Origin of the sequence: Pseudomonas nitroreducens (genome assembly GCF_010994165.1) — a bacterium.
GTDB classification, from domain to species: Bacteria; Pseudomonadota; Gammaproteobacteria; order Pseudomonadales; family Pseudomonadaceae; genus Pseudomonas; species Pseudomonas nitroreducens.
Genome location: NZ_WMBX01000003.1, coordinates 228,382 through 251,185, shown reverse-complemented (window position 1 = coordinate 251,185; position 22,804 = coordinate 228,382). Strand labels below are relative to the sequence as shown.

23 protein-coding genes are annotated in these 22,804 nt (G+C 66.2%); 13 read left to right on the top strand and 10 right to left on the bottom strand.

Annotated elements, in window-relative coordinates; translation table 11 throughout:
- Entirely contained in the window at window positions 1-981 is a 981-nt protein-coding gene (locus GJV37_RS14575) for an AraC family transcriptional regulator (RefSeq protein ID WP_024763018.1), read from the bottom strand.
- A 167-nt stretch (window positions 982-1,148) separates the two neighbouring features.
- On the opposite strand from GJV37_RS14575, the gene GJV37_RS29530 reads away from it, so the two are divergent.
- The 4 genes from GJV37_RS29530 to GJV37_RS14560 all read left to right on the top strand — a co-directional run bounded on the left by GJV37_RS29530 (window position 1,149) and on the right by GJV37_RS14560 (window position 2,771).
- Entirely contained in the window at window positions 1,149-1,367 is a 219-nt protein-coding gene (locus GJV37_RS29530) for an NAD(P)H-binding protein (protein ID WP_246228349.1), read from the top strand.
- 87 nt (window positions 1,368-1,454) lie between these two features.
- Window positions 1,455-2,042, top strand: coding sequence for a Rossmann-fold NAD(P)-binding domain-containing protein (locus GJV37_RS14570; RefSeq protein ID WP_246228347.1), 588 nt, complete (start codon window positions 1,455-1,457; stop codon window positions 2,040-2,042).
- A 120-nt stretch (window positions 2,043-2,162) separates the two neighbouring features.
- Window positions 2,163-2,405, top strand: coding sequence for a hypothetical protein (locus tag GJV37_RS14565; protein WP_024763016.1), 243 nt, complete (start codon window positions 2,163-2,165; stop codon window positions 2,403-2,405).
- Between the two features lie 108 nt (window positions 2,406-2,513).
- A complete protein-coding gene (locus GJV37_RS14560; protein WP_084358128.1) occupies window positions 2,514-2,771 on the top strand; it encodes a hypothetical protein in 258 nt (85 codons plus the stop codon).
- Here GJV37_RS14560 and GJV37_RS14555 read toward each other — a convergent pair.
- Together GJV37_RS14555 and GJV37_RS14550 are read right to left on the bottom strand one after the other, a co-directional pair.
- Entirely contained in the window at window positions 2,750-3,367 is a 618-nt protein-coding gene (locus GJV37_RS14555) for a class I SAM-dependent methyltransferase (protein ID WP_024763014.1), read from the bottom strand. The two genes, GJV37_RS14560 and GJV37_RS14555, sit on opposite strands and share 22 nt — an antisense overlap.
- A complete protein-coding gene (locus GJV37_RS14550) occupies window positions 3,348-3,749 on the bottom strand; it encodes a hypothetical protein (protein ID WP_193452682.1) in 402 nt (133 codons plus the stop codon). Before GJV37_RS14550 ends, GJV37_RS14555 begins: the two co-directional genes overlap by 20 nt.
- A gap of 220 nt (window positions 3,750-3,969) precedes the next feature.
- On the opposite strand from GJV37_RS14550, the gene GJV37_RS14545 reads away from it, so the two are divergent.
- From GJV37_RS14545 to prpF, 5 genes are all read left to right on the top strand, one after another.
- Window positions 3,970-4,692 carry a GntR family transcriptional regulator gene (locus GJV37_RS14545; RefSeq protein ID WP_024763012.1) on the top strand — a complete coding sequence of 241 codons (723 nt, stop codon included), beginning with the start codon at window positions 3,970-3,972 and terminating at the stop codon, window positions 4,690-4,692.
- A complete protein-coding gene (prpB, locus tag GJV37_RS14540) occupies window positions 4,689-5,576 on the top strand; it encodes a methylisocitrate lyase (protein WP_024763011.1) in 888 nt (295 codons plus the stop codon). Before GJV37_RS14545 ends, prpB begins: the two co-directional genes overlap by 4 nt.
- A 172-nt stretch (window positions 5,577-5,748) precedes the next feature.
- Window positions 5,749-6,909, top strand: coding sequence for a bifunctional 2-methylcitrate synthase/citrate synthase (gene prpC / locus GJV37_RS14535; protein WP_024763010.1), 1,161 nt, complete (start codon window positions 5,749-5,751; stop codon window positions 6,907-6,909).
- Window positions 6,910-6,923: 14 nt separating this feature from the next.
- The gene (gene acnD, locus GJV37_RS14530; protein WP_167632561.1) at window positions 6,924-9,533 is read left to right on the top strand and encodes a Fe/S-dependent 2-methylisocitrate dehydratase AcnD; all 2,610 of its coding nucleotides are present in this window, start codon (window positions 6,924-6,926) and stop codon (window positions 9,531-9,533) included.
- Window positions 9,534-9,663: 130 nt separating this feature from the next.
- Complete coding sequence (prpF, locus tag GJV37_RS14525; RefSeq protein WP_065084473.1) at window positions 9,664-10,851, top strand: 2-methylaconitate cis-trans isomerase PrpF; 1,188 nt, start codon at window positions 9,664-9,666, stop codon at window positions 10,849-10,851.
- A 264-nt stretch (window positions 10,852-11,115) separates the two neighbouring features.
- On the opposite strand, the gene GJV37_RS14520 is transcribed toward prpF, so the two are convergent.
- The 3 genes from GJV37_RS14520 to GJV37_RS14510 all read right to left on the bottom strand — a co-directional run bounded on the left by GJV37_RS14520 (window position 11,116) and on the right by GJV37_RS14510 (window position 12,942).
- Window positions 11,116-11,706 (bottom strand): LON peptidase substrate-binding domain-containing protein, encoded by a 591-nt coding sequence (locus GJV37_RS14520; protein ID WP_024764693.1) that lies wholly within the window; start codon window positions 11,704-11,706, stop codon window positions 11,116-11,118.
- A gap of 160 nt (window positions 11,707-11,866) precedes the next feature.
- Complete coding sequence (locus tag GJV37_RS14515) at window positions 11,867-12,580, bottom strand: LrgB family protein (protein ID WP_081754013.1); 714 nt, start codon at window positions 12,578-12,580, stop codon at window positions 11,867-11,869.
- Complete coding sequence (locus tag GJV37_RS14510) at window positions 12,580-12,942, bottom strand: CidA/LrgA family protein (RefSeq protein WP_024764691.1); 363 nt, start codon at window positions 12,940-12,942, stop codon at window positions 12,580-12,582. The genes GJV37_RS14515 and GJV37_RS14510 overlap by 1 nt, the downstream gene beginning before the upstream one ends.
- A gap of 168 nt (window positions 12,943-13,110) precedes the next feature.
- On the opposite strand from GJV37_RS14510, the gene GJV37_RS14505 reads away from it, so the two are divergent.
- The 3 genes from GJV37_RS14505 (at window position 13,111) to GJV37_RS14495 (ending at window position 16,062) form a co-directional block, all read left to right on the top strand.
- A complete protein-coding gene (locus GJV37_RS14505) occupies window positions 13,111-13,566 on the top strand; it encodes a MaoC family dehydratase (protein ID WP_017521697.1) in 456 nt (151 codons plus the stop codon).
- 93 nt (window positions 13,567-13,659) lie between these two features.
- Window positions 13,660-15,390: a C13 family peptidase gene (locus GJV37_RS14500; protein WP_024764690.1), complete on the top strand. Its 1,731-nt coding sequence runs from the start codon at window positions 13,660-13,662 to the stop codon at window positions 15,388-15,390.
- 30 nt (window positions 15,391-15,420) lie between these two features.
- Window positions 15,421-16,062, top strand: coding sequence for an oxidoreductase (locus GJV37_RS14495; protein WP_024764689.1), 642 nt, complete (start codon window positions 15,421-15,423; stop codon window positions 16,060-16,062).
- A gap of 260 nt (window positions 16,063-16,322) precedes the next feature.
- Here the strand turns inward: GJV37_RS14495 and GJV37_RS14490 are convergent, their stop codons facing one another.
- The 4 genes from GJV37_RS14490 to GJV37_RS14475 all read right to left on the bottom strand — a co-directional run bounded on the left by GJV37_RS14490 (window position 16,323) and on the right by GJV37_RS14475 (window position 20,731).
- Entirely contained in the window at window positions 16,323-16,610 is a 288-nt protein-coding gene (locus tag GJV37_RS14490; RefSeq protein WP_024764688.1) for a YceK/YidQ family lipoprotein, read from the bottom strand.
- The gene (gene ubiX, locus GJV37_RS14485) at window positions 16,600-17,229 is read right to left on the bottom strand and encodes a flavin prenyltransferase UbiX (protein ID WP_084358119.1); all 630 of its coding nucleotides are present in this window, start codon (window positions 17,227-17,229) and stop codon (window positions 16,600-16,602) included. The genes GJV37_RS14490 and ubiX overlap by 11 nt, the downstream gene beginning before the upstream one ends.
- 2 nt (window positions 17,230-17,231) lie before the next feature.
- The gene (mpl, locus tag GJV37_RS14480) at window positions 17,232-18,584 is read right to left on the bottom strand and encodes a UDP-N-acetylmuramate:L-alanyl-gamma-D-glutamyl-meso-diaminopimelate ligase (protein ID WP_084358117.1); all 1,353 of its coding nucleotides are present in this window, start codon (window positions 18,582-18,584) and stop codon (window positions 17,232-17,234) included.
- Window positions 18,585-18,814: 230 nt separating this feature from the next.
- Window positions 18,815-20,731 carry a sigma-54-dependent Fis family transcriptional regulator gene (locus GJV37_RS14475; RefSeq protein ID WP_170859221.1) on the bottom strand — a complete coding sequence of 639 codons (1,917 nt, stop codon included), beginning with the start codon at window positions 20,729-20,731 and terminating at the stop codon, window positions 18,815-18,817.
- Window positions 20,732-21,054: 323 nt separating this feature from the next.
- Here GJV37_RS14475 and exaC point away from each other — a divergent pair, with 323 nt between their 5' ends.
- Complete coding sequence (exaC, locus tag GJV37_RS14470; RefSeq protein ID WP_045217053.1) at window positions 21,055-22,575, top strand: acetaldehyde dehydrogenase ExaC; 1,521 nt, start codon at window positions 21,055-21,057, stop codon at window positions 22,573-22,575.
- Window positions 22,576-22,804: the final 229 nt, after the last annotated feature.

Here is a 22,804-nt window from a genome sequence, read left to right as displayed (position 1 = left end):
TCATAAGGCTCGCGAAGCAGCACGCCTCACACTGCCGGGAGCAATCCCGATGCAGCGCTTGAACGCCCGGCTGAACGCCGCTTCGGACTGGTAACCCAGGCGCTCGGCCAATTCCGCCACCGCGATCTCGCGCTCCTGCAGCCAGCTCAGCGCCACGTGCATGCGCCAGCGGGTGACGTACTGCATGGGCGGCATGCCGACCCGCTCGGCAAAGCGTGCGGCAAAGGCGGAGCGCGACATGGCCGCCGCATCCGCCAGCGCCGGCAGGTTCCAGTCCCGCGCCGGCTCGCGGTGGATCAGGCTCAGTGCGCGGCCTAATTGGCGATCCTGCAGGGCGCCGAGCCAGCCGGACTGGGCGGCGGGGTCCTGCTCGATCCAGGCGCGAATGGCCTGGATCACCAGGATGTCAGCCAGGCGGGTGATCACCGTCTCGCCGCCGGGGCGCATGGCCCGAGCCTCGTTCTCCATCAACTGCAGGGTGCTCATCAGCCAGTCGCGCTGGCCGGGGTCACGCACCTGCGCTTCCAGCACGCGCGGCAGCAGGCGCACCAGTTGCAGCGCAGCGGGGTGGTCGAAGCGCACCGCGCCACAGATCATCGCCGTCGGCTCGCCACCGCCGCCCTGGCGCAGCACTTCGTAGCGGTCACTGGCGTAGGCGCGTGTCAGGTCGAACAACCCCGCCGCAGGCTCACCCGGCGCGCTCACCAACCGGTGGCCCTCACCGTGGGGCACCAGCACCAGGTCGCCCGGCGCCAGACAACGTGGCTCATCTCCCTCGGCTTCCAGCCAGCATTCGCCGACGGTCAGCACATGGAACATCAGGCACTGCGGCATCGCCGGCAGATCCAGCCCCCAGGGCGCAGTGAACTCCGAGCGGCAATAGAAGGTGCCGCTCATGCGCAGGAAATGCAGAGCCTCACCCAGGGGATCGGTGGAGGCCCAGGCGTCGGTGAGGTCCGGTATGGCGGTAGGAGCGTTCATGGCCCTGAGACTGCTACGGCAGTTGGACGGCGTCCAGCAGGTCTGGACGAATGAGCATGAAGCGTCGATTTTCAGGCATTAACCGTCCAGCAATTCAGCGAGAGACTGAACCCAGGCCAACGATCCTACGGCGGGCGCCGCGGGACGGCCAAAGCGAGGACACTGCCATGATCACCGTAATGGGAGCCACCGGCCGCACCGGTTCGAGAATCTGCCAGAACCTGCTGGATGCCGGCGTGCCGGTTCTTGCCCTCGGCCGCAACGCCGAACGCCTGGAGGCACTGGCCGCCGCCGGGGCCCGGATTGCCGTGGGCGAGCCGCATGACGCCGCCTTCCTCACCAAGGCCTTCCACGGCGCCGACGCGGTCTACACCCTGCTCGCCTAGGGGCCCGACACCGAGGACTACCGCCGCCAGCAGGCCGCCCAGGGGGAAGCGATACTCCAGGCCATTAGCGCCAGCGCTGTGCGCCGGGTGGTCTTCCTCAGCAGCGTGGGTGCCGAGGTGGCTTCCGGTACCGGGCCGATCATCAGCATGCACGACCAGGAGCAGCGCCTGCGCCAGTTGCCCCGGCAAGTGAATGTACTGATGCTGCGCTCCGGCGCGCTGTTCGAGAACCTGTACGGCGCGCTGGAAATCGTCCGCGCCTACGACTGCTACAGCGACGCGGTGGCAGCGGATGTGCCAGTCCCGATGGTCGCCACGCAGGATGTCGCCGATGCCGCCAGCCATGCCCTGCTGGACCGCAGTTGGCAGGGGGTGCTGACCCGCGAAGTACTCGGCCAGCGCGATATCAGCTACGCCGAGGCGACCCGCCTGCTGGGGGCAGCCATCGGCCGTCCGGAGCTGCCCTACGTAGCGGTGTCGCCGCAGGAACTGAGCGGCGCCCTGCAGGAGGCCGGCTATTCCCCCAGCGTCGCCGCGTGCTACGCCGAACTGGGCGAGGCGATCAGCAACGGACGGGTACGGGCGCAGGAAGCACGCTCGCCGGCCAATACGACGGCGACCCGCTTCGAGGACTTCGCCCAGGCCTGGGCCAAAGCTTACCGGGCCTTGCCCTGAGGCGATGCCTTCGGTCAGAGCAACATAATTTCCTACAAATATCTCGGAAGACCCTGATGAATTTGGCGCTGGTCCGCTGTCTAGAGTACTCGCCCATTTGCAAACGGCCGGACCACCGCCATGAACCACGCTCCCGACAGTCTCTGGGTCGATGTGCAGACCTGGTCTCCCTACCACCCGCAACGCATCCTTCACGGCCGCATCAGCCGCGAGGATTACCTGGCCCTGCGCAACGGTCGCGCGCCCTTGGAGGTACGCCTGGGCGACTGCCAGAGCCGTCACTGCCCTACCGGCCCGGTGCAGGACCTGTTCCTCAGCGGCTCGCACATCCTCAATGTCACCCCGGCCGAACGGGTGGCCTGAACGACGAGGGACAGTCGCACCGCTCAATCAGAAGAACCTGACAGAGGCAGCGCGGAGCGAACGCTATGGTTCGCCACCTCTTTTCACCTTCCTTCGAGCGCCGTGGCAATGAACGAACATCTCAAGGTCGAAGTCGTGGTTCGCGCGCACAACCGCGAATCCTCAGTGCTCCAGGGCTGGATCAGCCAAGGCGACTATATCGCCCTGTGTGATGGCCACGCCCCCACCGTGGTGCGGCTGAACGACTGCCAGTCCGCCTCGGGGCTGGTGCAGCATACGGAAGACCTGTTCCTGCGCAGCGCCTACATCCTGAGCATCGAGCTGCTCGAGCGTCTGCCGCGCTATCAGTCGGCCATGCCTCGATAGACGTAGGTCATCGGCCGCGGCCCCGGAAGGTAATCCTGGCTCAGTTCGCGTAGCTGGAAGCCGCCGGACTCGATCAGCGCCGGCATGTCGCGATCCAGGTGACAGCCTCCGGCCAGCGGCCTCCAGACCGGCGTCAACCGGTGCTGCCAGGCGCGGACACCGGCATCCGGCGCCAGGCCATGTTCGCAGAAGAGGAACTCGCCGCCGGGCTTGAGAACCCGGCGCATCTCCCGCAGTGCGGCCAGCGCATCGGGGATGCTGCACAGGGTGAACGTGCAGACGATGCTGTCGAAGCTGCCTGCGTCGGCGCGGATCTGCCCGAGTTCCAGCGCCACCATTTCCACCGGAATTTGAATCGCTTCGGCACGGCTGCCGGCGAGCTTCTGCATCTGCGCCGCGGGGTCGACGCCGACGATTGTCGACACTTTCGCCGGATCGTAGAACGACAGGTTCAGCCCGGTGCCCATGCCGATCTCCAGCACGCGGCCGCGGGCGCGGGGCACCAGCAGCGAGCGCTGCTTCATCACATCGCCCATGCCGCAGGCGAAATCGATCAAGCGGGGCAGAGCATGGCGGTCATACCAGGTTCGGATCATGTCGCGTCCTCAGGCTTGGCAGGCTCCAGGCCAGCAGGTTCAGCAAGGTCGCCAGCGACAGAGGCCAGGCACATACCACCGCCACTTCCATCACCAGCTCCGCCAGAGTGTAGGTACTCCAGCCGGCCACGCGGCTTTCATAAAGGCACAGGTCTACCCAGAACCAGCCCGCCAGGAACGCAAGGGACGACAATGACGCACGCCAGGTCGGGGCAATCCAGCGTGCCCTGGCCAGCACCGCGATGAGCGGCACCCAGACCAGCAGCAGCGGCAACATCTCGCCCGTCAGGCCGACATCGCGCATATCGGCCGGCAGGGTGTCCCGGTAGGAATTCAGCCCCCATGACGCCTGGCCCCAGCCCAGCAGCAGAAACCCAGTCATGCTGGTCGCTGCCCGGCCTGTTCGTCCTTTCAATATCACGTCCTTCTCCCTGATGCGCCAGGCGACATCCTCTCACGTCCGGCTGGGTTCGCGGCAGAGACAACCGCACGGCAAATATCAGCCTTCCACTAGACGATTGTCGACAATTCATCAGATCTCGATTGACCCATAGGGTTTACAGGGGTAGCTTTCGCCGCACACCCAGAAGATTGTCGACACCATGAGCGATAGCCTGATTCTGCCCACTCCCGCCAGCGACGACAGCGAGACCCTGTCGGAACACGTGTTCCGCAAGATCCAGTCGGCCATCGTCAAGGGCGAGATCGCCCCCGGCAGCAAGATTTCCGAGCCGGAACTGGCGCGTACCTATGGCATCAGCCGTGGGCCGCTGCGGGAGGCGATCCACCGCCTGGAAGGTCAGAAGCTGCTGGTACGCGTACCGCACGTCGGCGCGCGCGTGGTCTCGCTCAGCCATGAGGAGCTGCTGGAGCTCTACGAGATCCGCGAATCCCTCGAAGGCATGGCCTGCCGCCTGGCCGCCGAGCGCATGACGCCGGCCGAGATCGACGAACTGCGCCGGGTGCTCGACACCCACGAGCGCGACGAAGCCTTCCAGGCCGGCCGTGGCTACTACCAGCAGGAAGGCGACTACGACTTCCACTACCGGATCATCCAGGGCAGCGGCAACCGCACCCTCACCCGCATGCTCTGCGGCGAGCTGTACCAGCTGGTGCGCATGTACCGCCTGCAGTTCTCGGCGACGCCCAACCGCCCGCGCCAGGCCTTCGCCGAGCACCACCGGATTCTCGATGCCATCGCCGACCGTGACGGCGAACTGGCCGAGTTGCTGATGCGCCGTCACATCGGCGCGTCGAAACGCAATATGGAGCGCCATTACCTGGACGCCCACGCCAAGACAGCCAACGAACGAGGTGAACAATGAGCTACAAGACCGCCGGCCAACGTTTCCGCGAAGCCCTTGCCGAAGAAAAGCCGCTGCAGGTGATCGGCGCGATCAACGCCAACCACGCGCTGCTGGCCAAGCGCGCCGGCTTCAAGGCCATCTACCTCTCCGGTGGCGGCGTGGCGGCGGGTTCCCTCGGCCTGCCGGACCTGGGCATCAACACCCTGGATGACGTGCTCACCGACGTGCGCCGCATCACCGACGTCTGCGACCTGCCGCTGCTGGTGGACATCGACACCGGCTTCGGCCCCAGCGCCTTCAACATCGAGCGCACCGTGAAGAGCCTGATCAAGGCCGGCGCCGCCGCCGCCCACATCGAGGACCAGGTCGGCGCCAAACGCTGCGGTCACCGTCCAGGCAAGGAAATCGTCTCCACCCAGGAGATGGTCGACCGCGTGAAGTCGGCCGCCAATGCCAAGACCGACCCGAACTTCTTCCTGATCGCCCGCACCGACGCCATCCAGGCCGAAGGCGTGGACGCCGCCATCGAGCGCTGCCAGCGCTACGTCGAGGCCGGCGCCGATGCGATCTTCGCCGAAGCCGCCTACGACCTGCCGACCTACAAGCGCTTCGTCGATGCGCTGAACGTGCCGATCCTGGCCAACATCACCGAGTTCGGCGCCACCCCGCTGTTCACCCGCGACGAGCTGGCCTCGGTCGGCGTGGCCATCCAGCTGTATCCGCTGTCGGCCTTCCGCGCCGCCAACAAGGCCGCTGAAGCCGTGTACACCGCGATCCGCCAGGAAGGCCACCAGCAGAACGTGATCGAGCTGATGCAGACCCGCGCCGAGCTGTACGACCGCATCGGCTACCACGCCTTCGAGCAGAAGCTCGATGCGCTGTTCGCCGCTGGCAAGAAGTGATCTGAGGCAAAAACGGCGGATAACGCTAGGCGTTATTCGCCCTACGTCCCAGCCTGAAACACCGTAGGGCGCATAACGCCACAGGCGTTATCCGCCGACCAGATTCGAACCGAAATCCCGGCCCGCGCCGGGGGACAAGAACAAGCAACCGGATTTGATGAGGAGACACGCGATGAGCGCTACCGCAGAAACCACCACCGGCTTCAAGCCGAAGAAGTCCGTGGCCCTGAGTGGCACCGCCGCTGGCAACACCGCCCTGTGCACCGTCGGCCGTACCGGCAACGACCTGCACTACCGTGGCTATGACGTACTGGATTTCGCCAACCGCTGCGACTTCGAGGAAATCGCCCACCTGCTGGTCCACGGCAAGCTGCCCAACGTCGCCGAACTGGCCGGCTACAAGGCCAAGCTCAAAGCCCTGCGCGGCTTGCCGGCCGGCGTGAAAGCCGCCCTGGAAACCCTGCCGCCGTCGGCCCACCCGATGGACGTGATGCGCACCGCCGTGTCCGTGCTCGGCTGCCTGTCGCCGGAGAAGGATGACCACAACCATCCGGGCGCCCGTGACATCGCCGACAAGCTGATGGCTTCGCTCGGTTCCGCGCTGCTCTACTGGTACCACTTCAGCCACAACGGCAAGCGTATCGAGGTCGAGACCGACGACGACTCCATCGGCGGCCACTTCCTGCACCTGCTGCACGGGCAGAAACCGCGCGAGTCCTGGGTGCGCGCCATGCACACCTCGCTGAACCTGTACGCCGAGCACGAGTTCAACGCCTCCACCTTCACCTCCCGGGTGATCGCCGGTACTGGTTCGGATATCTACTCCTGCATCGCCGGCGCCATCGGCGCGCTGCGCGGTCCGAAACACGGCGGCGCCAACGAGGTGGCCTTCGAGATCCAGAAGCGCTACGACAACCCGGACGAAGCCGAGGCTGACATCCGCGCCCGCGTCGAGCGCAAGGAAGTGGTGATCGGCTTCGGCCACCCGGTCTACACCGTGTCCGACCCGCGCAACAAGGTGATCAAGGAAGTCGCCCACCAGCTGTCGAACGAGCAGTCCAACACCAAGATGTACGACATCGCCGAGCGCCTGGAAACCATCATGTGGGACATCAAGAAGATGTTCCCCAACCTCGATTGGTTCAGCGCCGTGAGCTACCACATGATGGGCGTGCCCACCGCGATGTTCACCCCGCTGTTCGTCATCGCCCGCACCGCCGGCTGGTCCGCCCACGTCATCGAGCAACGCATCGACGGCAAGATCATCCGCCCGAGCGCCAACTACACAGGCCCTGAAGACCTGAAGTTCGTGCCGCTCAAGGACCGCAAATAACCATGACTACTACCGTGAACAGCCAATACCGCAAGCGCCTGCCCGGCACCGCGCTGGATTACTTCGACGCCCGCGAGGCAGTCGAGGCGATCCAGGCCGGCGCCTGGGACAAACTCCCCTACACCTCCCGCGTACTGGCCGAACAACTGGTGCGCCGCTGCGACCCACAGGACCTGACGGCTTCGCTGGAGCAGCTGGTCTACCGCAAGCGCGACCTCGACTTCCCCTGGTACCCGGCGCGCGTGGTCTGCCACGACATCCTCGGCCAGACCGCGCTGGTCGACCTCGCCGGCCTGCGTGACGCCATCGCCGAGCAAGGCGGCGACCCGTCCAAGGTCAACCCGGTGGTGCCGACCCAGCTGATCGTCGACCACTCGCTGGCCGTGGAAGCCGCCGGCTTCGACCCGGACGCGTTCGAGAAGAACCGCGCCATCGAGGACCGCCGCAACGAGGATCGCTTCCACTTCATCGACTGGACCAAGACCGCGTTCAAGAACGTCGACGTGATCCCGGCCGGCAACGGCATCATGCACCAGATCAACCTGGAGAAAATGAGCCCGGTGATCCAGGCACGCGGCGGCATCGCGTTCCCTGACACCTGCGTCGGCACCGACTCGCACACCCCGCATGTGGACGCCCTGGGCGTGATCGCCATCGGCGTCGGCGGCCTCGAAGCCGAGACCGTGATGCTCGGCCACCCGTCGATGATGCGCCTGCCCGACATCGTCGGTGTGAAGCTGACCGGCAAGCGCAAGCCGGGCATCACCGCCACCGATATCGTCCTGGCGATCACCGAGTTCCTGCGCAAGGAACGCGTGGTCGGCGCCTACGTCGAGTTCTTCGGCGAGGGGGCGGACAGCCTGTCCATCGGCGACCGCGCGACCATCTCCAACATGTGCCCGGAATACGGCGCCACCGCCTCGATGTTCTACATCGACGGCCAGACCATCGACTACCTCAAGCTCACCGGCCGCGAGCCCGAGCAGGTGGAATTGGTGGAGAACTACGCGAAGACCCTCGGCCTGTGGAGCACCGCGCTGGAAACCGCCGAGTACGAGCGCGTGCTGGAGTTCGACCTGGGCAGCGTGGTACGCAACATGGCCGGCCCGTCCAACCCGCACCGCCGCCTGCCGACCTCGGCACTGGCCGAGCGCGGCATCGCCGACGAAGCCAAGCTTGCGTCCGGCCGCGTCGAGGAAGCCGAAGGTCTGATGCCCGATGGCGCGGTGATCATCGCCGCCATCACCAGTTGCACCAACACCTCCAACCCGCGCAACGTCATCGCCGCCGGCCTGGTGGCGAAGAAGGCCAACGCGCTGGGCATGGTCCGCAAGCCGTGGGTGAAGACGTCGTTCGCGCCCGGCTCGAAAGTCGCCAAGCTGTACTTGGAAGAAGCCGGCCTGCTGCCGGAACTGGAGAAGCTCGGCTTCGGCATCGTCGCCTATGCCTGCACCACCTGCAACGGCATGTCCGGCGCGCTGGACCCGGCGATCCAGAAAGAGATCATCGACCGCGACCTGTACGCCACCGCCGTGCTTTCGGGCAACCGCAACTTCGACGGCCGTATCCACCCCTACGCCAAGCAAGCCTTCCTCGCCTCGCCGCCGCTGGTGGTCGCCTACGCCATCGCCGGCACCGTGCGCTTCGACATCGAGCAGGACCCACTGGGTACCGACAAGAACGGCAACCCAGTCACCCTGAAGGACCTCTGGCCGTCCGACGAAGAGATCGACGCCATCGTCGCCGCCAGCGTCAAGCCCGAGCAGTTCAAGCAGGTCTACATCCCGATGTTCGACCTGGGCAGCGTGCAGGAAGCCGAGAGCCCGCTGTACGACTGGCGCCCGATGTCCACCTACATCCGCCGCCCGCCGTACTGGGAAGGCGCACTGGCCGGCGAGCGCACGCTCAAGGGCATGCGTCCGCTGGCGATCCTGCCGGACAACATCACCACCGATCACCTGTCGCCGTCCAACGCCATCCTGGCGGACTCGGCCGCCGGTGAGTACCTGGCAAAAATGGGCCTGCCGGAGGAGGACTTCAACTCCTACGCCACCCACCGCGGCGACCACCTGACCGCCCAGCGCGCCACCTTCGCCAACCCGCAGCTGGTCAACGAAATGGCCGTGGTCAACGGTGAAGTGAAGAAAGGTTCGCTGGCCCGCGTAGAGCCCGAAGGCAAGGTGATGCGCATGTGGGAAGCCATCGAAACCTACATGAACCGCAAGCAGAACCTGATCATCGTGGCCGGCGCCGACTACGGCCAGGGCTCGTCCCGCGACTGGGCGGCCAAAGGCGTGCGCCTGGCGGGCGTGGAAGTGATAGTCGCCGAAGGCTTCGAGCGCATCCACCGCACCAACCTGGTGGGCATGGGCGTACTGCCGGTGGAGTTCAAGCCGGGCACCACGCGGCTGACCCTGGGCCTGGACGGCACCGAGACCTACGACATCAGGGGCGAGGTCTCGCCGCGCTGCGACCTGACCCTGGTGGTCAATCGCCGCAATGGTGACGTGGTCGAAGTCCCGGTCACCTGCCGCCTGGACACCGCCGCCGAAGTGAAGGTGTACAACGCCGGCGGCGTGCTACAGCGCTTCGCCAAGGACTTCCTGGAAGGCGCGGTAGCGTGATGTAACAGCCAGCCCGCCTCACGGCGGGTCGGCACTAATCCTGTAGGAGCGAGCTTGCTCGCGAACCAACCCCACTGCGGGGCTGTTCGCGAGCAAGCTCGCTCCTACAACAAATTTCAGGACCCGACCCATGCCCCACGTACCCCAAGTGAAGATCCCCGCCACCTACATCCGCGGCGGCACCAGCAAGGGCGTGTTCTTCCGCCTGCAGGACCTGCCCGAGCGTTGCCAGGTGCCCGGCGCGGCCCGCGACCAGCTGTTCATGCGCGTGATCGGCAGCCCCGATCCCTACAGCGCACACATCGACGGCATGGGCGGCGCGACCTCCAGCACCAGCAAGTGCGTGATCCTGTCGAAAAGCACCCAGCCCGACCACGACGTCGACTACCTCTACGGGCAAATCTCCATCGACAAGGCCTTCGTCGACTGGAGCGGCAACTGCGGCAACCTCTCCACCGCCGCCGGATCCTTCGCCATCCACGCCGGCCTGGTCGATCCGACGCGCATCCCGGACAACGGCACCTGCGTGGTGCGCATCTGGCAGGCGAACATCCAGAAGACCATCATCGCCCACGTGCCGATCACCAACGGCCAGGTCCAGGAAACCGGTGACTTCGAACTGGACGGCGTGACCTTCCCCGCCGCCGAGATCATGCTGGAGTTCCTCGACCCGTCCGACGATGGCGACGAAGGCGGCTCAATGTTCCCCACCGGCAACCTGGTGGACGACCTGGAGGTCCCCGGCATCGGCACCTTCAAGGCGACCATGATCACCGCCGGCATCCCGACCATCTTCGTCAACGCCCAGGACATCGGCTACACCGGTGCCGAGCTGCGCGAAGCGATCAATGGCGACCCCGAGCAACTGGCGCGCTTCGAGAAATTCCGCATCGCCGGCGCCCTGCGCATGGGCCTGATCAAGACCGCCGAAGAAGCCGCCACCCGCCAGCACACGCCGAAGATTGCCTTCGTCGCGCCAGCCAAGGACTACGTCACCTCCAGCGGCAAGCAAGTGCAGGCCGGCGACATCGACCTGCTGGTCCGCGCGCTGTCCATGGGCAAGCTGCACCACGCCATGATGGGCACCGCCGCCGTGGCCATCGGCACTGCCGCCGCCATCCCCGGCACCCTGGTGAACCTCGCCGCCGGCGGTGGCGAACGCAGCGCCGTGCGCTTCGGCCACCCCTCCGGCACCCTGCGCGTGGGCGCCGAGGCGAAGCAGGTGAACGGCGAGTGGACCGTGACCAAGGCCATCATGAGCCGCAGCTCGCGCATCCTCATGGAAGGCTGGGTGCGGGTGCCGGGGGATTCGTTCTGATCCTTCGCCAGACCCGTGAATACACAAGGTCCGCACATGCGGGCTTTGTCGTTTCAGGTCGTGTCGGAGCGGATTCATCCGCGATGGTTTTGCGCGGCAGCGGGGCAGATCGCGGACGGAGTCCGCCCCCACGCAAGCCACACCGAAAGGCAATCCCGGTAGGAGCGAGCTTGCTCGCGAACAGAGTTAACCGGCGGTGACGGCGCTGGGCGGGTTCGCGAGCAAGGGCTAGGCGCCCTCCTCGATCCTACAAAAGCTGCTGGGTCAGGCGACGAAATCGCCCTGGAGTTGTTCCAGCAATACCTGGATCCGCGCCAGGCGCACGGTGGGATCGTTCATCTCCAGCAGCACCTGCTTCTGGTCTCGCTCGAAGGGCAGCAGATAGGCGAGCTGGCAGGCCAGTTCCTGCTGGCCATTGACCTCGCCACCCATCTCCAGCGCCGACACCATGGGGTGCATGGACAGCGCTTCGAGCAGCGCGGCGAGATCGTCGTGTTCCTTGGTCAGCGGCTGGTTCGGCTGCTCGTCCAGCCACTCCACCTCAGCCACCGTCAGCTGGTCCGTCTGCACGTTGGCGGAGAGCACGCGGAAGCGCCGGCCCCCCTCAACACGGATGCCCAGCAAGCCGTTGGACTGCTGCTTCCAGTCCTTGATATGCGCTTCGCAGCCGACCAGGCTGTAGCGCTCCGGTGCATCGCCGACTTCCTCGCCCTCGACGATGGCCACCACGCCGAATCCGCCGTTCTGCTTCATGCAGCGGCCGATCATGTCCAGGTAGCGCGCCTCGAAGATCTGCAGGTCGAGGCGGCAGCCGGGGAACAGCACGGTATTGAGGGGGAAGAGCGGAAAACTCATGGGTACTCCCATTTTCGATCAGAGCCTGTTTACAATCGTGCGAGCTAGAGCCGTAGTAGGCGGCAAGCGCCTGAAGAGCGGAGTTTACTGCTGTAAATGAGCATCTGAGGGCGTTTGTCAACGCCCTACAGCCGACGCGCAGCAGATCGTCAACAGGCTCTCAGGCGATCAGCGCTACCGCCAACGGTAGCAGCACAGCCGTGGCCACGCCCATCAGGCTCATCGCCAGGGCGGCGAAGGCGCCGCATTCCTCGCCCTCCTGCAAGGCGCGGGAGGTGCCCACGGCATGGGCGGTCATGCCCAGCGCCATGCCTTGCGCAGCCGGATGGTGGACGCCGAAGCGGCGCAGCAGTTCCGGGCCGAGGATGGCGCCGAGCACGCCGGTAATCAGCACGAACACCGCCGCCAGCGCCGCCACGCCGCCGATCTGGCTGGCCACCAGCATGGCGATGGGCGAGGTCACCGACTTGGGCGCCAGGCTCATCAGCAATTCGTGGTCGACGCCGAACAGCCAGCCCAGGCCGATGCCCAGCGCGGTGGCGAACAGGCCGCCGACCAGCAGGGTAATCAGCGTCGGCCAGAACAGTTGGCGGATGCGCTTGAGGTTGAGGAACAGCGGTACGGCGAGGGCGACGGTCGCGGGGCCGAGGAGGATGGTCAGCACCTTGGCACTGTTGCTGTACTCGCTGTAGTCGATGCCGCACGCCAGCAGCACCGCGATAACGATCAGCATCGACACCAGCACCGGCTGCAGGAATACCCAGCGTGTACGCTCATAGGCGGCCAGCGCCAACTGATAAGCGCCCAGGGTGACGCCAACGCAGAACAGCGGATGGTGGATAACGGAGTCCACCGCGCCTTGCCAGTCGAACATCAGGCGTTCTCCTTCTGCTTGCGCTGGCGGTCGATGAGCTTCTGCATCAGCCAGCCGGCGAACACGAAGGACACCAGCAGCGACAACGCCAGTGCGCCGGCGATCGCCCAGAAGTCCGCGGCGATCTGCTTCGCGTAGGCCATAACACCGACCGCCGCCGGCACCAGCAACAGCGGCAGGTAGCGCAGCAGCGAGGCAGCCGCCTCGTTGACCGGCTTGCTCACCTCGCCGTTCCACACCAGGAAGGCGAACAGCAGCACCAGCCCAATGATCGGGCCGGGGATCATGTGCAGGATGAGAGCATTCAGGCCCGTGCCGAGCAGTTGGAACAGCACCAGCCAGGTCAGGCCGCGTAGCAACATCAGAAAGATCTCCAGCGCAATATGCCGACATTATGCCCGCCCAGCGCCCGCTATGGCGCGGCATTCGCCCAAAGCATGAATGCTTGACCGCTCCTGGGCGCCATGCTGATCTACAGGCGGATTTCACGTAGGCCGTACTAGAAGAACAACGCATTCCCCGGAGGAAACATGGCATTCGTACCCGTAAGCGCACTGAAGGACTACATCGGCAAGGACCTGGGCCATTCGCAGTGGATCACCATCGATCAACAGCGCATCAACCAGTTCGCCGAGTGCACCGAGGACCACCAGTTCATCCACGTCGACCCGGAAAAGGCGAAGAAGACGCCCTTCGGCGGCACCATCGCCCACGGCTTCCTGTCGCTGTCGCTGATCCCGAAACTCTGCGAGGGCCTGCTGGTCCTGCCGGAAAACCCGAAGATGGTGGTCAACTACGGCCTGGACAGCGTGCGTTTCATCCAGCCGGTACCGGTGGATTCGCGCGTGCGCCTGCAGGTGACCATCACCGACATCACCGAGAAGAACCCCGGCCAGTGGTTGATCAAGGCGCGCTGCACCCTGGAGATCGAAGGCCTGCCCAAGCCGGCCTACATCGCCGAATCCCTGAGCCTGTGCTTCGTCTGACGGTCCGCTCGCAGCGATGAGAAAAAAGCCCGCGACCGCGGGCTTTTTTGCGTCACACTGCCAGTGCGCCCCTCCGCCGATTCGAGCCTCCCGATGCCACGCCACCTCCTTCCCCTGAGCCTCGTCCTGTTCCTCGCTGCCTGCGGCGAGGGCGAACCACTGACGCCACCGGACGCCCGCCTGCCCGACGGCGCGCGCTACCGCGGCGAGCTGGTGAACGGTCAACTGCAGGGGCCGGGGCGGCTCGATTACAGCAACGGCGCCTGGTACGAGGGCGGCTTCGACAAGGGCCTGCAGAGCGGCCAGGGCAAATGGAACGACGGCAACGGTACAAGCTACGAAGGTGAGTTCCGCAACGGAATATTCGAAGGGCGCGGCCGCCTGCAATATGCCGACGGCAGCGTCTACGAAGGCCAGTTCAAGCGCGGCGAGTTCGACGGCGAAGGCCGCCTTGCGCAGGGCGGCACTACCTACAGCGGCGGTTTCCGCAAGGGTCGCTACGAAGGCCTGGGCAGCCTCGAACAGCCCGACGGCACCCGCCACCAGGGTGCCTTCGCCAAGGGCGAGGCCAACGGCGAAGGCGCCCGTCGGGACAGCCTGGGCAACCAGTACAGCGGCACCTTCAGGAACGGCGTGCTGGAGGGTAAGGGCATCTTCCGCGACGAGGCGGGCGACCAGTACAGCGGCGAGTTCCGCAACGACCAGTTCGAGGGGACCGGGCGCTTCCAGAATGCCGACGGCGATGTCTGGTTCGGCCGCTTCAAGGCTGGCGCGCTGAGCGGGCCGGGCGAGTTCATCGGCACCGACGGCAGCCGTTACCAGGGCGAGTTCCGCTTCTGGCGCTTCGACGGCAAGGGCACGCTGACGCGCTCCGATGGCCAGGTCTACAGCGGAGGCTTCGCCCGCGGCGAATACTCGGGCGAAGGCACCCTCACCCGCAGCGACGGCAGTCTGCAGAAAGGCGTCTGGAATGCCGGGCAACTGCGCCAGGATGCCACCGGCAAGCGGCTGCCCAATCCACTGGAAGTCGGCTTGCTGGAACAGGGCGCGTTGCTGGAGAAGGAACTGGCCGCCATCCCGCCATCCACTCCGGCGATCGAGCTCTATGGCGTCAGCCTCGGCGGCGACGGCAAGCAGAGCGTGTTCCTGCGCGAGGCCGACTACGTCGCCAACCTGCTCGGCGAACGCTTCGGCGCGCGCGGCGTGGTGCGCCTGGTGAACCATCGCGACCACCTCGCCGACCGCCCCATGGCCACCCGAGAAACCCTGGCCCGCACCCTGCGCACCATCGCCGAACGCAGCGGCCCGGAAGACCTGGTGTTCATCTACCTGACCAGCCATGGCTCCCATGACCACCAGCTGGTGCTGGACATGCCGGGGCTCAAGCTCGACGACCTGCCGGCCAGCGAACTGGCCAGCCTGCTCGCCCCGCTCAAGGACCGCGACAAGGTGCTGGTGATTTCCGCCTGCTACAGCGGTGGCTTCATCCCCGCGCTCAAGGACGACAAGACCCTGATCATGACCGCCGCACGCAGCGACCGGGTGTCCTTCGGCTGCTCCGAGGAGGCCGACTTCACCTACTTCGGCGACGCGCTCTTTGCCAAGGCCCTCCGGCAGACCGACGACCTCAAGCAAGCCTTCACGCTGGCCAGCGCTACCGTGGCCAAGCGCGAGAAGGAGGAAGAGTTCGAACCATCGGAGCCGCAACTCTGGGCGCCGAAGGCGGTCATTACTCGCTGGCAGGCCCTGCGCGCGCAGCAGTCGCACGGAGAGCTGGCGCTCGGCAATACCGATGCGCAGGCAAAACGACAGGGTGGCAACTAAGCTGGAAAGTGTGTCAGAGGGGAAACACAGATGTACTCGAAACCGACGAATATCCTGCTAGCGGGCGCCACCGGCCTGACCGGTGAACATCTGCTCGACCGCATGCTCAACGAGCCCACGGTCAAGCGCGTCATCGCTCCGGCCCGAAGGAAGCTGGCGGAGCACCCACGCCTGGAAAACCCCATCGGCCCGCTGGCCGAGCTCATCCCGCACCTGGTCCAGCCGGTGGACACGGTGTTCTGCTGCCTGGGCACCACGCTCAAGGAAGCCGGCTCCGAGGAGGCCTTCCGCAGTGTCGACTTCGACCTGCCGCTGGCCCTGGGCGAGCGTGGCCTGGCACTCGGCGCGCGGCACTATATCGTGGTCAGCGCACTGGGCGCGGACAGCAAGTCGTCGATCTTCTACAGCCGGGTCAAGGGCGAGTTGGAGGATGCCCTGCGCCAGCAAGGCTGGCCGCAGCTGACCATCGCACGGCCATCGCTGCTACTGGGTCAGCGTGAGGAAATCCGCCTCGCCGAACTGCTCGCCGCGCCCTTCTCGCGCATCCTGCCGGGCAAGCTGCACGGCATCGAAGCCATCGCCCTGGCCCGCGCGCTCTGGCGCCTGGCGCTGGAAACCGGCAAGGGTAGCCGCGTCGTCGAATCGGACGAGTTGCGCAAGCTGGGCAAGTGACCTTCCTGGCCGGTAGGGCAATGGTCTTCTTCTGGAAAAACGATGTCCAGGCCTTCCCCTCACCCCAACCCTCTCCCAATGGGAGAGGGAGCAGTCCTCCGCGACAAGTAACGGCCACAGTTCTCCTGATGTTTCAGGGAGCGATGCGCTGCCCGGACAGCACCGATCAGTCCCCTCTCCCTTTGGGAGAGGGTTAGGGTGAGGGCCGGCCACCGCACCAAACCCCGTTCGCAAGCAAGCTCGCTCCTACAGGATCGGGCTCAGTTCCCGCCCCACACCTGCAGGCCAACCCCCAGTTCCGCGGCGATCGACAGAGGCAGCAGCAAGGTGTCGAGCAGCGCGCTGCCGGGCAGGTCGAGGCCGGGATAGGCCGGCGCGTCGGTGCCGAAATGATCCTTCGGGCAGCAGCCGCCATTCAGCGAATACCAGTCCAGCCGGGTGCCGGCGTAGATCAGCGGATCGCCGGGGCGGCTGTCGTTGAGGGTCTTCACGGTGGCGCAACCGCCCAGTTGCAGCAGCAGCAGGGCGGCGAGGAGCTTATTCGTCACTGACAAGATGGTGTTCGCCCCAGCGCGGCAGCATGTCCTGGGGGATGCCCAGTTGATTGAGGATGCGCGCGACGACGAAGTCGATCAGGTCGTCCACCGTCTGCGGCTGGTGATAGAAGCCCGGAGCGGCCGGCAGGATCACCGCGCCCATATTGGACAGCTTGAGCATGTTCTCCAGGTGGATGCTGGAGAACGGTGCCTCACGCGGCACCAGGATCAGCTGGCGGCGCTCCTTCAGTGCCACGTCGGCGGCGCGTTCGATCAGGTTGTTGCAGGCGCCGGTGGCGATGGCCGAGAGCGTCCCCGTCGAGCAGGGCACCACCACCATCGCGCTGGGCGCGCCGGAGCCGGAAGCCACCGGGGCCATCCAGTCTTCCTTGCCGTAGACGCGAATCTGCCCCGGCGCGGCGCCGGTGTACTCGCTGAGAAAGGCCTGCATCGCCTGCGGCTTGCTCGGCAGGGTCACGTCGGTCTCGGTGGCCACCACCAGTTGCGCGGCCTTGGAGATGAGGAAGTGCACCTCGCGGTCTTCCTGCACCAGGCAGTCGAGCAGTCGCAGGCCGTACTGGGCACCGGAGGCACCGGTCATGGCGAGGGTGACGCGTTCGGCTCCCCCCATGCTCAGCCCTCCAGCGCCTGGGCCAGCTTGCCGTGCAGGCCGCCGAAACCGCCGTTGCTCATGACCACCACCTGGGTGCCCGGCGTGGCGATGGCCTTCACACCCTCGATGATGGCCTCCAGCGAATCGCACACTTGGGTGGGCACGGTGGAGCCGGCCACGGTGGCGGCCAGGTCCCAGCCGAGGTTCGGCGGGGCGTACCAGAACACGTTGTCGGCCTGCACCACGGACTCCGGCAGGCCGTCGCGGTGGGCGCCGAGCTTCATGGAGTTGGAGCGCGGCTCGACCACGGCAATGACCTTGGCATCACCGACGCGCTTGCGCAGGCCATCGAGGGTGGTGGCGATGGCAGTCGGGTGGTGGGCGAAGTCGTCGTAGATAGTCACGCCGTTGACCTCGGCGACCTTCTCCATGCGCCGCTTGACGCTCTTGAAGGCCGACAGCGCAGCACAGCCCAGCTCCGGCACCACACCGACATGACGGGCCGCCGCGAGGCAGGCCAGCGCGTTGGCGACGTTGTGCTGGCCGGTCAGTTCCCAGTCCACGGTGCCCTGGGGTTTGCCGTCGAACAGGACTTCGAAGTGCGAGCCGTCTTCGCTGAGCAGGCGCGCCTGCCACTGGCCGCCTTCGCCGGTGGTCTGCACCGGCGTCCAGCAACCCATGTCGATCACCCGCTTGAGCGCGGTTTCGGAGGTGGGGTGGATGACCAGGCCTTCACCGGGAATGGTCCGCACCAGGTGGTGGAACTGCCGCTCGATGGCGGCGAGGTCGGGGAAGATGTCCGCGTGGTCGAATTCCAGGTTGTTCAGGATCGCCGTGCGCGGGTGGTAGTGGACGAACTTCGAGCGCTTGTCGAAGAAGGCGCTGTCGTACTCGTCGGCCTCGACCACGAAGAACGGCGTGCCGCCCAGGCGCGCGGAGACGCCGAAGTTCTGCGGCACACCGCCGATCAGGAAGCCCGGGCTCATGCCCGCATGTTCCAGCACCCAGGCCAGCATGCTGCTGGTGGTGGTCTTGCCGTGAGTGCCGGCGGCGGCCAGGACCCAGCGGCCCTGCAGCACGTGGTCGGCCAGCCACTGCGGGCCGGAGACGTAGGGCAGGCCCTTGTTCAGCACGTATTCTACGGCGGGGTTGCCGCGCGACAGCGCGTTGCCGACCACCACCAGGTCCGGAGCCGGCTCCAGGTGCGCGGGGTCGTAGCCCTGCATCAGCTCGATGCCCTGGGCTTGCAGCTGGGTGCTCATGGGCGGGTAGACGTTGGCGTCGGAACCGGTCACGCGGTGGCCCAGCTCCTTGGCCAGGACGGCCAGCGAGCCCATGAAGGTGCCGCAGATGCCGAGGATGTGGATATGCATGCAGACTCCTGCAATCAAGCCTTTCCAGGCGCTTCGAATGGGCGGCAGAGTAGCACAGCGCGCCCCCGCGCGGCCCGCCGCCGGGGCATCAGACGACGAGGTGGGGAGGCGGTTCCCGGTGAGCAGCGAAAGCCGTCACAGACGAGGACCGCAGGATGGGTGGAGCGAAGCGATACCCATGCTGTTTCGGCCGCGCTGCCTTGATGGGTATCGCTGCGCCTCACGCCATCCTACGAAAGAGTTCTCCGGTTCAGGCCGTGGCGATTGAGCTTGCGGTACAGCGTGTTACGGCTGATGCCCAGCTGCTGCGCGGCGCGGCTGACGTGCCAGCGCTGCGCTTCCAGCACTGCCAGCAGTGCGTCGCGCTCGGCGGCGCCGAGGGTGTCGCCGCCCTCCTCGCTCACCGGTACCGCAACAAGAACGGGAGCCGAAGTACGTCGCAGGTCCGCCGGCAAGTCGGTCATATGGATGCGTCCGCCCTCGCACAGCGCACAGAGCGTGCGCAGCACGTTGCGCAGCTGGCGCACGTTGCCCGGCCAGGGGAAATCGAGCAGGTGCCGGCGCACGTCGTCGTCCAGTCGCACCGAGCGGCCCTTGCTCTCCTCGGCCAGCAGGTGATCGAGCAACGCACCACGGTCTTCGCGCTCGCGCAGCGGCGGCAATGCGACGACCAAACCATTGAGGCGATAGTAGAGGTCTTCACGGAACTGCCCGGCGGCCACCAGCGCTTCCAGGTCACGGTGGCTGGCGCTGATCAGGCGGATGTCGACGTCCAGCGGCTCGCCGCCGATGGGCACTACCTGGCGCTCCTCCAGCACGCGCAGCAGGCGCGTCTGCAACGCCAGCGGCATGTCACCGATCTCGTCGAGGAACAGCGTGCCGCCGTCGGCCTGCTGCAACTTGCCGCGCATGCCTTCCTTGCGCGCGCCGGTGAAGCTGCCGCCGCGGTAGCCGAACAGCTCGCTCTCGATCAGGGTCTCGGGGATCGCCGCGCAGTTCAGCGCGACGAAAGCCTTGCCGGCACGTTCGCCACCCAGGTGCACGGCGCGGGCGAAAGCTTCCTTGCCGGTGCCGGTCTCGCCCTGCAGTAACAGCGGCACGTCGTGGGCGTAGACCTTCAGCGCCCGGCGGAAATCATGGGCCAGTTGCGGATCCTCGATGCACAGCCCTTTCGCCAGCGGCGCACGCGGCAGCACCGGCGCGGCGGCGATGGGGCGCCGGCCGCGCAGCAGCGCATAGAGAGTGCGCCCGGCGTGGGTGCGCAACGGCCAACTGGCATTGGGCTGCGGGTCGGCGCGGCTGAACAGGTCGTCCAGCCGGCAATCGAAGAACTGTTCCAGCGAGCGGCCGACCAGGCTGTCCCGGCGGCTGCCGAGCAGGTTGATCGCGCTCTGGTTCGCCGCGCGGATTCGCCCGTCAGCGCCGAAAGCCAGCAGGCCTTCGCTGAACAGGCCGAGGCCGTCCGGCTGCAGGTGGAAGCGCAGCAGCCACTGGTCCTCGAAATGCCGCAGGAAGTAGCAGCTCTCGATGGCCTTGGCCGACAGGTTGACCAGCGCCATGGTGTGGAACTGGCTCTGCCGCGACACGTCGCGGCGCGCGGAGGAAACGTCGAGCACCGCCAGCAGCTCGCCCTGCGGGTCGAACACCGGGCTGGCCGAGCAGGTCAGCCCGGTGTGGCGGCTGCGGAAATGTTCGTCCTGGTGAATGGTCAGCGCCTGACGCTCCACCAGGCAGGTCCCGATACCGTTGGTGCCCTCGCGCGCTTCGCTCCAGTCGGCGCCGAGCCACAGCCCGGCCTGCTCGAACGTGCGGCGCTCGGCGGCTTCGCTCACGCAATTGAGAATGACGCCACGGGAATCGGTGAGCAGCACCGCATGGCCGGCGCCGGAGAGCTGCTGGTGCAGGCTGTTCATCTCGCCGCTGGCGATTTCCAGCACCTGGCGATGGTGCTCGCGGACCTCGAGCATGCGCGCATGTTCCAGCACCGTCGGCGCCATGGGTTGCGCCGGGTCGAGGTGGTACTGCTCCAGGCAGCGCATCCAGGAGCGGGCGATCGATGGGTCCGCACCGGGCGCTCCGGCGCGGGCCTTGCCCTCGGCCACGGTCATGACCTGGCGGGCGTGGCGGCTCAAATCGTTGGCGCGCATTCTTGTTGTTCTCCGCTTGGGGGACGGGGAGGCAGCCCCGGATTCCAGCGACTGTTTGTCAGACAATTCGGCGGAACGCAGAACAGCATCCCCCACGCGTCAAACCAATGCAACGCCTGTCCGACCGTCAGGTCACGACTGTCACGAATACGGGACAAAGTGTCACCCAGCCGTGTGCCAGGGGCGTTACAGGGCGATTTCCGGCGCCCGGCTCGATTCGCCGCAACCCAAGCGGCGCGGGGCTTTCACTGGCATGGCCCGGCCCTTGCTCTACGCTTGATCAACGTCCTCCCCAACAAGCACAAGACCCAGGAGATCCGACCATGCGTTATGCCCATCCCGGTAGCGAAGGCGCCATCGTTTCGTTCAAGGCGCGCTACGGCAACTACATCGGCGGCGAATTCGTCCCGCCGGTGAAGGGTCAGTACTTCACCAACACCTCGCCGGTGAATGGTCAGCCCATCGCCGAATTCCCCCGCTCCACCGCCGAGGATATCGACAAGGCGCTGGACGCCGCCCATGCCGCCGCCGACGCCTGGGGTCGCACCTCGGTGCAGGACCGCTCGCTGGTGCTGCTGAAGATCGCCGACCGCATCGAACAGAACCTGGAACTGCTGGCCGTCACCGAGACCTGGGACAACGGCAAGCCGGTGCGCGAAACCCTCAACGCCGACATCCCGCTGGCCGCCGACCACTTCCGCTACTTCGCCGGCTGCATCCGCGCGCAGGAAGGCAGCGCCGCCGAGATCAACGACAGCACCGTCGCTTACCACATCCATGAACCGCTGGGCGTGGTCGGGCAGATCATCCCGTGGAACTTCCCGCTGCTGATGGCCGCGTGGAAGCTCGCCCCGGCGCTGGCCGCCGGCAACTGCATCGTGCTCAAGCCGGCCGAGCAGACCCCGCTGGGCATCTGCGTGCTGATGGAGCTGATCGGCGACCTGCTGCCCAAGGGCGTGCTCAACGTCGTCCAGGGCTTCGGCAAGGAGGCTGGTGAAGCGCTGGCCACCAGCAAGCGCATCGCCAAGATCGCCTTCACCGGCTCGACCCCGGTGGGCTCGCACATCCTCAAGTGCGCCGCCGAGAACATCATTCCGTCCACCGTGGAGTTGGGTGGCAAGAGCCCGAACATCTACTTCGAAGACATCATGCAGGCCGAGCCGACCTTCATCGAGAAGGCTGCCGAGGGCCTGGTGCTGGCCTTCTTCAACCAGGGCGAGGTGTGCACCTGCCCGTCCCGCGCACTGGTGCAGGAATCCATCTACCCGCAGTTCATGGACGTGGTGATGAAGAAGGTGAAGGCGATCAAGCGCGGCGACCCGCTGGACACCGACACCATGGTCGGCGCCCAGGCCTCGCAGCAGCAGTACGAGAAGATTCTCTCCTACCTCGACATCGCCCAGCAGGAAGGCGCTCAGATCCTGGTCGGCGGCTCGGTCGAGAAGCTCGATGGCAACCTGTCCACCGGCTATTACATCCAGCCGACGCTGCTCAAGGGCAGCAACAAGATGCGCGTGTTCCAGGAAGAAATCTTCGGGCCGGTGGTGGGCGTCACCACCTTCAAGGACGAAGCCGAAGCACTGGCCATCGCCAACGACACCGAGTACGGCCTCGGCGCCGGCGTCTGGACCCGCGACATCAACCGCGCCTACCGCATGGGTCGTGGCATCAAGGCTGGCCGCGTATGGACCAACTGCTACCACCTGTACCCGGCGCACGCCGCCTTCGGTGGCTACAAGAAATCCGGCGTGGGCCGCGAGACCCACAAGATGATGCTCGACCACTACCAGCAGACCAAGAACCTGCTGGTCAGCTACGACATCAACCCGCTGGGCTTCTTCTGATTGCGCGCTGCTGATTGACCCCGCCCGGCTCGCCGGGCGGTCTCCCCCGAATCGATCTTTGCGCGGCTTTCGAGCCGCGCTTTTTTATTCCTGAGGGAAATCTGTGGCTGATCATCGCAGACGGTGCCCGCTCCAGAGCAGGATGCTGAACCTGCAAGAACAACGATCTCCTTCTGGTTAGTCCGAGTGAACACCTCCCCCTCACCCCAACCCTCTCCCTCAGGGAGAG